This window comes from Streptomyces macrolidinus (assembly GCF_023887685.1).
GTDB classification, from domain to species: Bacteria; Actinomycetota; Actinomycetes; order Streptomycetales; family Streptomycetaceae; genus Streptomyces; species Streptomyces macrolidinus.
Map to the genome: position 1 here is coordinate 273,472 of NZ_JAMWMR010000007.1, position 12,053 is coordinate 285,524.

General features: G+C 70.3%; 12 protein-coding genes. 7 read left to right on the forward strand and 5 right to left on the reverse strand.

Features of this window, described 5'->3' with window-relative positions:
- Nucleotides 1–100 precede the first annotated feature (100 nt).
- Both NGF19_RS11890 and NGF19_RS11895 read right to left on the reverse strand, forming a co-directional pair.
- Nucleotides 101–1,171 carry an LAETG motif-containing sortase-dependent surface protein gene (locus tag NGF19_RS11890; RefSeq protein WP_252424697.1) on the reverse strand — a complete coding sequence of 357 codons (1,071 nt, stop codon included), beginning with the start codon at nucleotides 1,169–1,171 and terminating at the stop codon, nucleotides 101–103.
- A 728-nt stretch (nucleotides 1,172–1,899) separates the two neighbouring features.
- Complete coding sequence (locus NGF19_RS11895) at nucleotides 1,900–2,199, reverse strand: chorismate mutase (RefSeq protein ID WP_252424699.1); 300 nt, start codon at nucleotides 2,197–2,199, stop codon at nucleotides 1,900–1,902.
- A 388-nt stretch (nucleotides 2,200–2,587) separates the two neighbouring features.
- Here NGF19_RS11895 and guaA point away from each other — a divergent pair, with 388 nt between their 5' ends.
- The 3 genes from guaA to NGF19_RS11910 all read left to right on the forward strand — a co-directional run bounded on the left by guaA (nucleotide 2,588) and on the right by NGF19_RS11910 (nucleotide 6,570).
- Nucleotides 2,588–4,180: a glutamine-hydrolyzing GMP synthase gene (guaA, locus tag NGF19_RS11900; RefSeq protein WP_252424701.1), complete on the forward strand. Its 1,593-nt coding sequence runs from the start codon at nucleotides 2,588–2,590 to the stop codon at nucleotides 4,178–4,180.
- Nucleotides 4,181–4,455: 275 nt separating this feature from the next.
- Entirely contained in the window at nucleotides 4,456–5,745 is a 1,290-nt protein-coding gene (locus tag NGF19_RS11905) for a hypothetical protein (RefSeq protein ID WP_252424703.1), read from the forward strand.
- A gap of 294 nt (nucleotides 5,746–6,039) precedes the next feature.
- On the forward strand, nucleotides 6,040–6,570 hold the full coding sequence (locus NGF19_RS11910) for a DoxX family protein (protein WP_372505650.1): 531 nt from the start codon (nucleotides 6,040–6,042) through the stop codon (nucleotides 6,568–6,570).
- Nucleotides 6,571–6,585: 15 nt separating this feature from the next.
- On the opposite strand, the gene NGF19_RS11915 is transcribed toward NGF19_RS11910, so the two are convergent.
- Nucleotides 6,586–6,831: a hypothetical protein gene (locus NGF19_RS11915; RefSeq protein WP_252424705.1), complete on the reverse strand. Its 246-nt coding sequence runs from the start codon at nucleotides 6,829–6,831 to the stop codon at nucleotides 6,586–6,588.
- Complete coding sequence (locus NGF19_RS11920) at nucleotides 6,818–8,221, reverse strand: PspC domain-containing protein (protein WP_252424707.1); 1,404 nt, start codon at nucleotides 8,219–8,221, stop codon at nucleotides 6,818–6,820. The genes NGF19_RS11915 and NGF19_RS11920 overlap by 14 nt, the downstream gene beginning before the upstream one ends.
- 177 nt (nucleotides 8,222–8,398) lie before the next feature.
- Here NGF19_RS11920 and NGF19_RS11925 point away from each other — a divergent pair, with 177 nt between their 5' ends.
- Complete coding sequence (locus tag NGF19_RS11925; RefSeq protein ID WP_252424709.1) at nucleotides 8,399–9,685, forward strand: ATP-binding protein; 1,287 nt, start codon at nucleotides 8,399–8,401, stop codon at nucleotides 9,683–9,685.
- Nucleotides 9,682–10,416, forward strand: a complete 735-nt coding sequence (locus NGF19_RS11930) for a LuxR C-terminal-related transcriptional regulator (protein WP_289734665.1) — start codon at nucleotides 9,682–9,684, stop codon at nucleotides 10,414–10,416. The genes NGF19_RS11925 and NGF19_RS11930 overlap by 4 nt, the downstream gene beginning before the upstream one ends.
- Before the next feature lie 8 nt (nucleotides 10,417–10,424).
- On the opposite strand, the gene NGF19_RS11935 is transcribed toward NGF19_RS11930, so the two are convergent.
- Nucleotides 10,425–10,862, reverse strand: a complete 438-nt coding sequence (locus NGF19_RS11935; RefSeq protein WP_252424711.1) for an ATP-binding protein — start codon at nucleotides 10,860–10,862, stop codon at nucleotides 10,425–10,427.
- Nucleotides 10,863–10,990: 128 nt separating this feature from the next.
- On the opposite strand from NGF19_RS11935, the gene NGF19_RS11940 reads away from it, so the two are divergent.
- Both NGF19_RS11940 and NGF19_RS11945 read left to right on the forward strand, forming a co-directional pair.
- Complete coding sequence (locus tag NGF19_RS11940; protein WP_252424713.1) at nucleotides 10,991–11,809, forward strand: helix-turn-helix domain-containing protein; 819 nt, start codon at nucleotides 10,991–10,993, stop codon at nucleotides 11,807–11,809.
- On the forward strand, nucleotides 11,806–12,053 hold a 248-nt coding region (locus tag NGF19_RS11945), incomplete at its 3' end, for a DUF397 domain-containing protein (RefSeq protein ID WP_252424715.1). The genes NGF19_RS11940 and NGF19_RS11945, both read left to right, overlap by 4 nt.

Genomic DNA, 12,053 nt, shown 5'->3' on the forward strand with positions numbered 1-12,053 from the left:
TACTTCGGAACACAGAAGAAGGACCTGTGCCCCCCTCCGAGCCCAGGTCCTTCTCCTTGGTGCGCGGCGCGCGAGGCGCCTGACGCAGTTCCGCTACGGGTTACGCCACCTGGCTACCCGTCTTACGGCGACGTACGGCGAACACGACACCGGCACCGGCGACGACGGCGACACCGCCGACGAGACCGATGGTCGGCAGCATGGACGAGGAACCGGTCTCGGCAAGGCTGCCGGTGACCTCCTTGGTGGTCCCGCCCTGCGGCTTCACGCGCTGGTCGACGGCCTTGGGCTTCTTGCCGGTCGGCGTCGCCTCCTTCACGTCACCCGGCGTCTTGCTTCCGGCTCCGAGCACCTCGAAGTCGTAGAAGTCACCGTTGCCGTAGCAGGAGCCGCCCTCGCCCGCGTACACGGCCTGGCTCAGCGCGAACGACGAACCCGCCGGGGCCGACGCCTTGACGCTCACCCGCATGTCGAGCGTGGCCGTGGTGTGGGCCTCGAGGGAGCCGAGGATCGCGGAGAAGGTGCCCGTGAGGGTCGTGTTCCCGTAGGCCTCGTGGTACGTGTCGTTCCACGAGCCGTTCTGCTTGACCTGGAGGGTGGCCAGGTCGAACGCCAGCGAGTCGTCGGGGTTCGTGTCGTCGTTGTACTCCGTGAACGCGTTGACCCAGACGTTCTTCAGGTCCTTGTCGGAGTCGTTCTTCACGACGAACTTGAAGTTGTGCCAGCCCGAACCGGCGACGATCTTGCTCGGCAGGCCGGAGATCGTGCCCGTGAGGTTCTCGTCCAGGTCCAGCGACTTGCAGTCGTTGTACGGGTCGAAGCCGTCGTCGTCACCGACGCTGGCGCTCGGGCTCGGGGAGGCCGGGGCGCTCTCCGAGGGGGAGGACGTGGGCTCGTCCGTGGGCGGGGTGCTCTCCGGGGCGGAGGAGCTGGGCTCGTCCGTGGCCGGAGTGGTCTCCGGGGCGGAGGAGCTGGGCTCGTCCGTGGCCGGGGTGCTCTCCGGGGCGTCGGGGGTCGAGTCGTCGGCGGGAGTCGACTCCGTGGCAGCCGGGCTGCTCGACGAGGTGCCCGGCTCCTCGTCCGACGCGAACGCGACCGGAGCCGAGAGCAGAGCGAGCGGGGCTATGACAGCCGTCGCGGCCGCGGTGACCATGGCGCGGCGAAGCTTCATGAAGACCTCGAAACGTTTTGGTGCGCCGCTCTACGTGACGCATCTGGGGAGGCCTCCGCGTGTGGGGCGCGGGTGTGGCCCATGATTCACACAATGCGACCTGTGAATCCTGTAAAGGGTTGCCCGCGCCTTGACGGAAATCTTATGTGAGGTGGGTCACGCTCCCCGGAGCATCGCCTTCCGGCGGCTTCCGGGGCTTCTGGGGCGCATCCGCCCGGTACGATCCGCCGGCCGGTCCCGGGCGTCCCCGGGACCGGCCTCTCTGGTGACCGGACTGCTGTCCCCTGCCGTCCGGTCACACCCCTGGAGCGAGGTCCCACGACGCACGGCACGATCCGTACGTCTCATCACTCCAGCGGAGCCACGCGTGGTTCTCCAGGGCCTGTTCTGAGTTGCCCGCCTGCGGCGCGACGCCTGGCACGGCACCTCGCCGCGTTGTCGGGCTCGCCCGCGTACGCCCAGTACGCGGACGACCCTCCGCCTTGCGATGCTCCCACTGCCTGAAGGGCGTGGGAGGTGCCCCCAGCACCAGATGCCGCGCCGCCCGCCCTCCGGGCGAACGACGGGCAACTCAGAACAGGCCCTGGCGTCCGCCCCTGGCTGGCACGGACACCGGGACCAACGAACCCCTCGCGGCCCCGGTCACGCTCCGTACGGGTGAGAGGGCATACGAACGTGGGTGCGCCGGACGGCGCGTCGGGGACACGTCCGCACCGGGTACCGGGTGTTCAGACCCGGCCGCGGCTCAGTTCGAGCAGGGTCATCGCGAGGGCCGTGCCGGGCTTGCCGAGGGCGTCGCGGTAGCGGCCGAGGATCTCCATCTCGCGGGAGAGGTTCACCCGGCGCCCACCGGAGGTGATCCGGGCCTCCTGGATGACGGCGGAGACCGCCATGCGCTCCTGCACGAGGCCGATGATGCGGTCGTCGAGCGCGTCGATGCGCTCACGTGCGCCGCAGATCACATCGGCGGCCTCGGGGGTGCGGGCGCCGGTCTGCTCGGTGGCCGGCTGGTCGGTGATGGCGGTCATTGTGGGGGCTCCTCGGGGATCGGGATGTGGGAATCGGGATGAGACGAGGTGCCCCGGATCGGCTTGGCCCCGCAAACGTCAGACGCCCCGGACCATGTGGCCCGGGGCGCCTGGGAAGTCGCTTGGCGTTGGCTCAAGCAGCACGACCATGGCAGCCGGCGGGCCGGTTGCCATAGGTAAAGAGGAAGGTCGGGTGCGTGAGCATGGGGCCAGTATGCCGTCGTCGCGGGCGGTGTCCAAACGGGTTCGCATGGTGAGACGTGGCACAGTGCCTCGCCGTACGGCGGTCGCCCGGGGCCGGGGGCCGCTCCGCGCGGAAAGGATCTCGTGGGCGCCCCGTTAGAATTGGTACCTGCCAGACCCCCGCCCAACCGCCGGAAGGCACCCCGTGTCAACAGCGACCCCCGCTGCCGCCGCCGCACCCGACACCGTCCTGGTCGTCGACTTCGGCGCGCAGTACGCCCAGCTCATCGCCCGTCGCGTCCGTGAGGCCCGGGTCTACAGCGAGATCGTTCCGAGCTCCATGCCGGTCCAGGAGATGCTCGCCAAGAACCCGGCGGCGATCATCCTCTCGGGCGGACCCTCCTCGGTCTACGAAGAGGGCGCCCCGACCGTCGACCGCTCCCTGTTCGAAGCCGGTGTCCCCGTCTTCGGCATGTGCTACGGCTTCCAGCTCATGGCGCAGGCCCTCGGCGGCACGGTCGACAACTCCGGAGCGCGTGAGTACGGCCGGACGACGATGACCGTCTCCAGGCCGTCCTCCACTCTCTTCGAGGGCACCCCCGACGAGCAGGCCGTGTGGATGTCCCACGGCGACGCCTGCTCCGCCGCCCCCGAGGGCTTCACCGTCACGGCGTCCACGGACGTCGTCCCGGTCGCCGCCTTCGAGAACGACGAGAAGCGCCTCTACGGTGTCCAGCACCACCCCGAGGTCATGCACTCCACGCACGGCCAGCAGGTCCTGGAGCACTTCCTGTACCGGGGCGCGGGCCTGAGCCCGACCTGGACCACGGGCAACGTGATCGAGGAGCAGGTCGAGGCGATCCGCGAGCAGGTCGGCACCAAGCGCGCCATCTGCGCGCTCTCCGGCGGTGTGGACTCCGCCGTCGCCGCCGCCCTCGTCCAGAAGGCCATCGGCTCCCAGCTCACCTGCGTCTACGTCGACCACGGCCTGATGCGCAAGGGCGAGACCGCCCAGGTCGAGAAGGACTTCGTCGCGGCCACCGGTGTCCAGCTCCGGGTCGTCGACGCGGAGAAGCGGTTCCTCACCGCGCTCGAGGGTGTCTCCGACCCCGAGGAGAAGCGGAAGATCATCGGCCGCGAGTTCATCCGCGTCTTCGAGCAGGCCCAGGCGGAGATCATCGCCGAGGCCGGCGCGAGCGGCGAGCCCGTCGAGTTCCTCGTCCAGGGCACGCTCTACCCGGACGTGGTCGAGTCCGGCGGCGGTACCGGCACGGCCAACATCAAGTCCCACCACAACGTGGGCGGTCTCCCCGAGGACCTGGAATTCCAGCTCATCGAACCGCTCCGCAAGCTCTTCAAGGACGAGGTCCGCATGGTCGGACAGGAGCTCGGTCTGCCGGAGGAGATCGTCCAGCGCCAGCCCTTCCCGGGCCCCGGCCTCGGCATCCGCATCGTCGGTGAGGTCACCAAGGAGCGGCTGGACCTGCTCCGCGAGGCCGACGCCATCGCCCGCGAGGAGCTGACCGCGGCCGGTCTCGACCGCGAGATCTGGCAGTGCCCGGTCGTGCTGCTCGCCGATGTCCGCAGCGTCGGCGTCCAGGGCGACGGCCGGACCTACGGCCACCCGATCGTGCTGCGCCCGGTCTCGTCCGAGGACGCCATGACCGCCGACTGGTCCCGGCTCCCGTACGACGTGCTCTCGAAGATCTCCACCCGGATCACCAACGAGGTCCGCGACGTCAACCGTGTCGTTCTCGACGTGACCTCGAAGCCCCCGGGCACGATCGAATGGGAGTGAGCCTCGGGCTCATCCGCGCCTGAAGAGGTGGAACCGCCGCGGCGGTTCCACCTCTTTCGCGTACGCGGCCCCGACGCAGCCCCGTACCAGGGTCGTTGGGAAGACCCGGACCAGGGCCTTTCGCGGCGGTCAACCAACGGCGCGCTCATTCACCCGTCCAGACCGGACCTGGCGGACGCGCGGCGTGTCCCGTACGGCACAATTCGCTGTCATCGCAGGGTAGTTGCGATGACGGTCCTGACGGGGTGAACCGGCGCGGGAAGGCGGCAGCGGGCGTGGCGGTGCAGGAGGCGAGGCAGGGCGCGGGGTACGGCGGCGGCCCGGACGCACACGAGGGCGGCTGCACCTGCGGGGACTGCCCGCACGGTGCGCGCGAGGGGCACCGGCGCGCCGTCGCCGAATTCCTCGCGAAACGCGAGGAGTTCGCGTCCGGACGTGGGCTGCCCGCCGCGGTCGCGTACTCCGCGTCCGCGTCCCGCCAGTGGGTGTCCGACGAACTCACCCAGTCCGCGGACGTCGTCGCCGAGCGGAGCCGCGCCGACGGCGAGGCCTGGCTGGGCCTGCTGTGGCGGCGTACGGCGCTCACGGTCTGGCCGGCGGTGGGCGTCCTGCTGCTGACCCAGGCGCTGACGGCCATCGGCGCCGGGTGGACCGTGGCCCGGACCGCCGGTCTGGTCGCGGCGGCGCTGGTGGGTGTCGCGCTGACCGCCGCCGGGTATCTGCACCGCTCGCGCGGCGGTGCGCTCGCGCCCGTCATCGGCGAGGACAACCGGCTCTCCACCTCCCGCGCGGTGGCCGCCGGTTGGGTGCTGTTCGTGGTGTACGCCCTGCTGGTGCTGGTCGGCGAACTGGCCGCGGCTTCGGCCCACAGCCGACGCGACGCACTCATCGCCGGACTCGATCTCGCCCGCGGCCTCGGCGTGGTCACGGTGGTCGCGATGGTCTGCGTGGTCGCCGTGCTCGTACGACGCGTGGTCGGACTGCGCGTGCTGGGCCAGCGCCTGCAGAAGGTACGCGCCGACCGGCCCCGCGCGGCGGACCTCCTGACGGACGACTCCGGGCGTGGCAGCTTCGCCGACACCCAGTACGTGGTGATCAGCGCGGCGGCCCTGGTGTTCGCGGTGGTACGCCTGGCCCGCCGCCCCGACCAACTCCCCGACCTGCCCTGGGGTCTGGCCCTGCTGGTACTGATCTCGGCGGCCACGTACCTCGCCGGGAAGTACGCCGAGGGCGGTCGCCCGGTGGTGCTCTCGGTGGTCCGGGCGCGGGAGGCGGGCGATCTGGACGCACCGATCCGCACGGGCGACGACATCGAGATCCGCGGCGCCGGCTTCGTCCCCCCGGGCGCGCAGACCGCGGACCGCCTGTCCCGGATGGTGGTCCGCATCGGCACCGTCCATGTCCATGTCCCCCTGGTCCCCGTCCCCGGCGGCTTCAGGAACCCCACGGACACCCTGCTGACCGTCCCCGTCCCGGTCGACGTCGAACCCGGCCGTGTGGAGGTCCAGGTGGTGACAGCGGCCGGAGTGGAAACGAACCGGGTCACGATCGACGTCACGGACTGACCCCACCGGGCTCGCGCCTGACAGCTCGGAGCCCGAACGCGGGTCCCGAGCGCCCGATGTACCCGTACGGCCCCTTCGGTCGTCGCTCAGTGGGGGCGTGTGCGGGTCGGGGGCCGAGCGTGTGCGTCGGGGCGAAGGCGCCTGCTCCGGGGGCCGGTTCGCCGTTCGGTCCGCGGGAGCCGCGGGCGGCGGGAGGGCCGGAAGGAGCCGCTGCCCCGTAGAGCGAGCTTCTCCTTTCGTACGTATGGTCTGGGAAGAGGACATAGGCGCGGGGGACGAGAGGCGGCGTAGACGATGGCTCAGAGCATGCGGACGGACACCACCCCCCATCTCGAGGTGGGACGCGACCGGCGGGACGCGGTTCTGCGGTACGCCCTGCTTCCTCTTCGCGTCTTCCTGGGCATCACCTTCCTCTACGCGGGTCTGGACAAGCTCACCGACAGCGCCTTCATGCACGCCTCCGGTGCCGGCTCGCTCGGCGACCTGATGCGCAACGTCCGCGGCTCGTCGGCGGTCCCGGCCCTGGTCGACCTGGCGCTCAAGAGCCCTGTCGGCTTCGGCTACGCCATCGCCCTCGGCGAACTCGCCGTCGGTATCGGCACCCTGCTCGGTCTGCTGTCCCGGCTCGCCGCGCTCGGCGGCGCACTGATCTCGCTGAGCCTGTGGCTGACCGTGAGCTGGGCCTCCAGCCCCTACTACTACGGCAACGACCTCGCCTATCTCATGGCCTGGCTCCCGCTGATCCTCGCCGGTGCCCCCGTCTTCTCCCTGGACTCCGCTCTCCGTGCCCGACGACGCCAATTCGTGGGCTGGTGGCCCCGGTAGCCGAGCGGCGGCCGACTACGAGGCCGTCGTCCCTCCGCCGGACGCGTCGCGGACTTCCTTGCGGGCCGCCCGGCCCCTGCGTATGGAACTGCCCACCATCCCTGTCACAGCCGCGAGGCAGAGCCCGCCCGTGACGATCGGGATGATCACGAACCAGGGAATCTCCCAGGCGCCGCCCGCATCACCGAGGAAGGCAATGCCCGCGACGGTCAGGAAGAGACCTGCCGTCAGCCGACCGGGCTGGAACTCATGACGCAGCACGGGCCACCTCCACCTGGCCGATCCCGACCTCCAGGAAGAGGTCGAGCGTGGGCGCGTTCTTCGTGGGAGTGTCCGGGGGCAGGGTCAGATGCTTGTACTCGCCCAGGTTCACGTCCACATCCTTCTTGGCGCTGCCCGGCAACTGGATGTCACCGACGCCCGTGTTGATCCTCAACTCCACCTTCGCGTCCCGCGGGAGGACCACCTTGAGCCGGCCCACGCCCGTCTCCACCCGGGTCGCCACCGTCTGGCCTCGGGCGAGCCGGAGACGGGTGAGGTCCAGGGTGCCCGTGCCCATCCCCAGCTCATACTTCTCCTGAAGGGCCGCCGCGGACGCCGGTGTCCAGGTCGGGCGGTTCCACTGCGTGCTCACATCCTTCGGCAGGGCCGCCGACGCGGCGAGCAGGGCCGCCGTGAGCACCGCGAGGAAGACCGAGCCCGCTCCCGTACGCCCCAGGAACGAGCTGACCGCGATCCCCAGACCGAACACCGTCAGCGCGGCGGCCAGGCCTATCTGGAGGCTTGTGCCGAGCGCCTGGTCGTCCCAGGCCAGGTGGGCGCTGAGCCCGCCCGCGAGCAGGGCGAGCAGGAACACCCGGCCGCCGATCCCGCGCGGCCCCCGCGGCCTCGGCCGGCACTCGGCCCGTCTCAACCGGCCGTCCTTGCCGTCGAGGGCGATGTTCACCGCAGCCGTGACGTCACGATGACGGGCGTTGCTCGGCCCCCACAGATAGCCCGTGCCGCCCACATGCGTGCCGTCCTTGACGATGGGATCGCGCCACCAGGAGGGATAGGAGACGGGGACGGGCGGGGCCGTCGCCTCCGGCGGGGCGTCGGCGGCGGCCTGCGCGGCGAGCGGGTCCTGGGCCGTGGCGCCGCGCTGCCGCGACCAGTAGCCCGCGCCCGCGAGCAGTACGGACAGGACGGCGGCGAAGCTCAGCAGCCCGCCGTTCCTGAGCATCGACAGGAAGACCCCGCATCCCACGAGGGCGAAGAGCACCGCCGTCAGAGCCTGGCCGTCGACACGACCCGTCAGTATCTTGCGGACCGCGTTCTCCTCCTCGTCCTCGTACGGGACGAGGAGCCAAACGAAGCCGTAGAAGATCAGGCCGATACCGCCCGTCGCGGAGAGCACGGCGAGCACGATGCGGAAGATCACCGGGTCCATGTCGCACTGCCGGGCCAGGCCCGAGCAGACGCCCGCCAGCGTCTTGTACCGCCGGTCGCGGCGAAAGGGGCCCGGCCCCTCGGCCACGGCCGCGTCATCGGGCGCGGGGGCGCCTTCGGATCCCGAGGTGCGGCTGCGGGCGTCGGCGAACCCGCGAGCCTCCGGGCCCTCGCGCCCGGCAGCCTCGCTCTGCCCCGCTTCCGCGTGCTGCTGATCTGTCATGCGTCCATGGTCCCTGCCCGAGAGGCGCGGCGGCAGTCGGGATGACCCTGGCCGAACCCTGATATCTCGACGGACGCCCCTCCGGGGACTGTTCGAGCACCGCGGCCAGGAAGATCAGGGACGTCTCGGGGGTCCACCCTGATGTCCGGGTGGGCCGGTCGTGTGACCATCTATGGCATGCCGGACGCCGCAACACTCCCACATGCCGAACCGCGGGCGCCGCGCAAGCTCTACCGCAGCAGCGACGGACGCTGGTTGGGGGGCGTGGCGCGGGGGCTCGCCGGACATCTCGGCCTGCCCGTGATCTGGGTCCGCCTGATCTTCCTCGGTCTGAACATGGCGGACGGCCTCGGCGCGCTCGTGTACGCGGCGTTCTGGTTCTTCGTCCCGCTCGGTCTGGGTGGCGTCGACGACCGCCGCCCCCTCGTCAGTACGGAGGCCTCGCCCGACGGCCGCCGCAAGCTGGTGACCCGTAAGCCCGACCGCGGCCAGATCCTCGCCCTGCTCCTCATGGTCATCATGTCGCTGACCTTCGTGGGCAGCGTCAACCTCGACAACGGCGCCAAGGCCTACCTCATACCCGCCGTCCTCGTCGCCGCGGGCGTCGCCCTGGTCTGGCGTCAGGCGGACAACGCGCGTCGCGCCCGCTGGGTGGAGGTCGGCAGCCGCCGGCGCACGCTCACCCTGCTGCGCGCCGCGGCCGGTGTGCTGCTGGTCACCGCCGGAGTCTCCGGCATCTTCGTCCTCCAGGGCTCCGCGGCCCACCTCGGCTCGGTGCTCCAGGCGGCGCTCGCGGTCCTCGTCGGCATAGCGCTGCTCGCCGGGCCGTATCTCGTCCGCATGTCCCAAGACCTCTCCGCGGAACGCCTGATGCGCATCCGCGCCCAGGAGCGCGCGGAGGTCGCCGCCCATGTCCACGACTCGGTCCTGCACACCCTGACCCTGATCCAGCGCAACGCGGAGAACGCGGGCGAGGTACGCCGCCTCGCCCGCGCCCAGGAGCGCGACCTGCGCGCCTGGCTCTACAAGCCGGAGGGCACCGGCAAGGACGAGGAAGAGGAGCCCGACACCCTCGCGGAGGCGGTCCGGCGCAACGCGGCGGAGGTGGAGGACAAGCACGGCGTCCCCATCGAAGTCGTTGTCGTCGGCGACTGCCCGCTCGACGAACGGATCGGCGCACAGATGCAGGCCGCGCGTGAAGCCATGGTGAACGCCGCCAAGTACGGTGGCGAGGGCGGTGCCGTCCAGGTCTACGCCGAGGTCGAGGGCAAGACGGTCTTCGTGTCCGTCCGCGACCGCGGCCCCGGCTTCGACCTCGACGCGATACCCGCCGACCGCATGGGTGTCAGAGAATCGATCATCGGCCGTATGGAGCGCAACGGCGGCACGGCACGGCTGCGCGCGGTTCCGGACGGGGGCACGGAGGTCGAGCTGGAGATGGAGAGGGCGGAGAAGACGACATGAACGACGCGAACGGGACCACGGGGCAGGCCGCTGCCGACGAGTCCGCGGTGACCGGCACGGGCGGGGCCGGTCGGCATGTGCGGGTCGTGCTCGTCGACGACCACCGTATGTTCCGTACGGGCGTGCGCGCCGAGATCGGCCGGACCGAGGAGACCGGTGTGGAGGTGGTCGGTGAGGCCCCCGACGTCGACCAGGCGGTCTCGGTGATCACGGCGTCGCGGCCCGAGGTGGTCCTCCTCGACGTCCATCTGCCGGGCGGCGGCGGCGTCGAAGTGCTGCGTCGCTGCGCCCCGTTGATGTCCGACGCCGAGCAGCCGGTCCGGTTCCTGGCGCTGTCCGTGTCGGACGCCGCGGAGGATGTGATCGGTGTGATCCGCGGTGGCGCCCGAGGCTACGTCACCAAGACCATCACCGGCTCGGACCTCGTCAACTCCATCTTCCGTGTGCAGGAAGGCGACGCGGTGTTCTCGCCCCGCCTGGCCGGGTTCGTCCTCGACGCCTTCGCCTCGACGGACGCCCCGCCGGTCGACGAGGACCTCGACCGCCTCACCCAGCGCGAGCGCGAGGTCCTGCGCCTCATCGCCCGCGGCTACGCGTACAAGGAGATCGCCAAGCAGCTCTTCATCTCGGTGAAGACGGTCGAGTCCCATGTCTCGGCGGTCCTGCGCAAGCTCCAGTTGTCGAACCGCCACGAGCTGACGCGGTGGGCCACGGCTCGGCGGCTGGTGTGACCGGTGGCTTAGCGGACGGGGCGCACGGCAAGTTCGAACCACACCTCCTTGCCGATGCCGCACTCCCTTCCCTCCGCGCCCCAGTCGTCCGCCAAGGCCACCACCAGGGCGAGGCCCCGGCCCGTCTCGTCCTCCAGAGCCGGGGTGCCCGGTGTCGGAAGTGTGTCGCTCGCGTCGGTCACCGTCATGCGGAGGCGGTCCTCGGTCAGCTCGCAGCGGGCCCAGATCTCGCGGCCGGGCGGGACCTTCGCATGGCGGTACGCGTTCGTCATCAGCTCGCTCAGGAGGAGTTCCGCCGTCTCCGTCAACTCCTGCGGAAGCTCCCATGACTTCGCCTGTTCACGGAACAGTGTGCGTGCCCTGCCCACGCTTCGCGCGTGACGCGGCAGGCGCCACTCGATGTCCTTCGGAGCCGTCGTGGGCAGCGGGAGTCGGGGAGTCTGCATGCGCTGTTCATCCCTTGAGTTGGAGCTTTCGCGATTCCGGGATCACAGTCCTCGCCTGTGCGTAGCCTCGCGAGCAGCGGCGCGGGTACGCGCGTGGGCGTACCTGCCATGGACCCAGGGGAGGTTGTGTGGCGACCGAAGTGAACTCCCAACCGCCGATCGCCTGGCGGTACTGCGGCAGTCAGATCAAGATGTGGCGCGCGGAGGCGGGTATCAGTCGCGACGCGCTGGCCAAGGAGGCCGGGTACGACTACGAGTACATCAAGTCAATGGAGAACGGCCGCCGTCGGCCCACGTTGCGGTTGTTGCAGATCGCGGACCAGGCGTGTGGGGCGGGCGGGAAGCTTGTTGCGGCGCAGGAGTACCTGAAGCCGGAGCCGTTCCCGGCGAGGTCGCAAGAGTTCATGGCCATCGAGGCCGAAGCCATCAGCTTCGCCTGCTATGAACCGCTGCTCATCCCCGGCCTGTTGCAGACGGAGGCCTACGCACGGGCACTGATTGGCGACAGTTCGCCTCCACTCGATGACGAGACGGTCAACGAGCGTGTGGCAGCAAGACTCCGAAGGGCCGATGCTCTGCGGCGCAAGGTCGGCGTGATGTACGGCTTCGTGATTTACGAGGCTGCACTGCGTACCCAAGTAGGCGGGCCACAGGTGATGCGGGAGCAACTTCAACACCTGCTGGAAGTAGGCAAGTTGCGGAATGTGTCGATTCAGGTGCTCCCCTTCGGCCGATGCAGCGGGGTTGCCTTGAACGGCAGCATCGTGCTGCTGGAGACGCCTGAGCACGACAACTACGGGTACATCGAAGCCCCAGAGGTCAGCGTCCTGCATGCCAGCCCTGACAAGGTGAGCGCGCTTGCCCAATCTCATGCGATGATCCGTATGCACTGCCATAGCGTGGAGGAGTCAGCCACATTCATCAGAGAGGTGGCAGAGGAACGATGAGCGAACGCCTGACCTGGTACAAGTCCAGTTACAGCGACAGCCAGGGCGGCAACTGCCTGGAAGTAGCTCTCGACTGGCGCAAGTCCAGCTACAGCGACGACCAGGGCGCTGCCTGCCTCGAAGTCGCCCCCTGCCCCCACACCATCCACCTCCGGGACTCGAAGCTCGGCTCTCAGAGTCCCGACTTCACGGTCGCCGGCGCGGCCTGGGGCGCGTTCGTCATGTACGCCCGTACCGGCGCCTA

Coding starts and splice junctions, on each gene's coding strand:
- NGF19_RS11930 (WP_289734665.1), top strand. CDS start 9,682: ATGAACGACGCGAACGGGACCACGGGGCAGGCCGCTGCCGACGAGTCC.
- NGF19_RS11910 (WP_372505650.1), top strand. CDS start 6,040: ATGGCTCAGAGCATGCGGACGGACACCACCCCCCATCTCGAGGTGGGA.
- NGF19_RS11925 (WP_252424709.1), top strand. CDS start 8,399: ATGCCGGACGCCGCAACACTCCCACATGCCGAACCGCGGGCGCCGCGC.
- NGF19_RS11935 (WP_252424711.1), bottom strand. CDS start 10,862: ATGCAGACTCCCCGACTCCCGCTGCCCACGACGGCTCCGAAGGACATC.
- NGF19_RS11895 (WP_252424699.1), bottom strand. CDS start 2,199: ATGACCGCCATCACCGACCAGCCGGCCACCGAGCAGACCGGCGCCCGC.
- NGF19_RS11890 (WP_252424697.1), bottom strand. CDS start 1,171: ATGAAGCTTCGCCGCGCCATGGTCACCGCGGCCGCGACGGCTGTCATA.
- NGF19_RS11920 (WP_252424707.1), bottom strand. CDS start 8,221: ATGACAGATCAGCAGCACGCGGAAGCGGGGCAGAGCGAGGCTGCCGGG.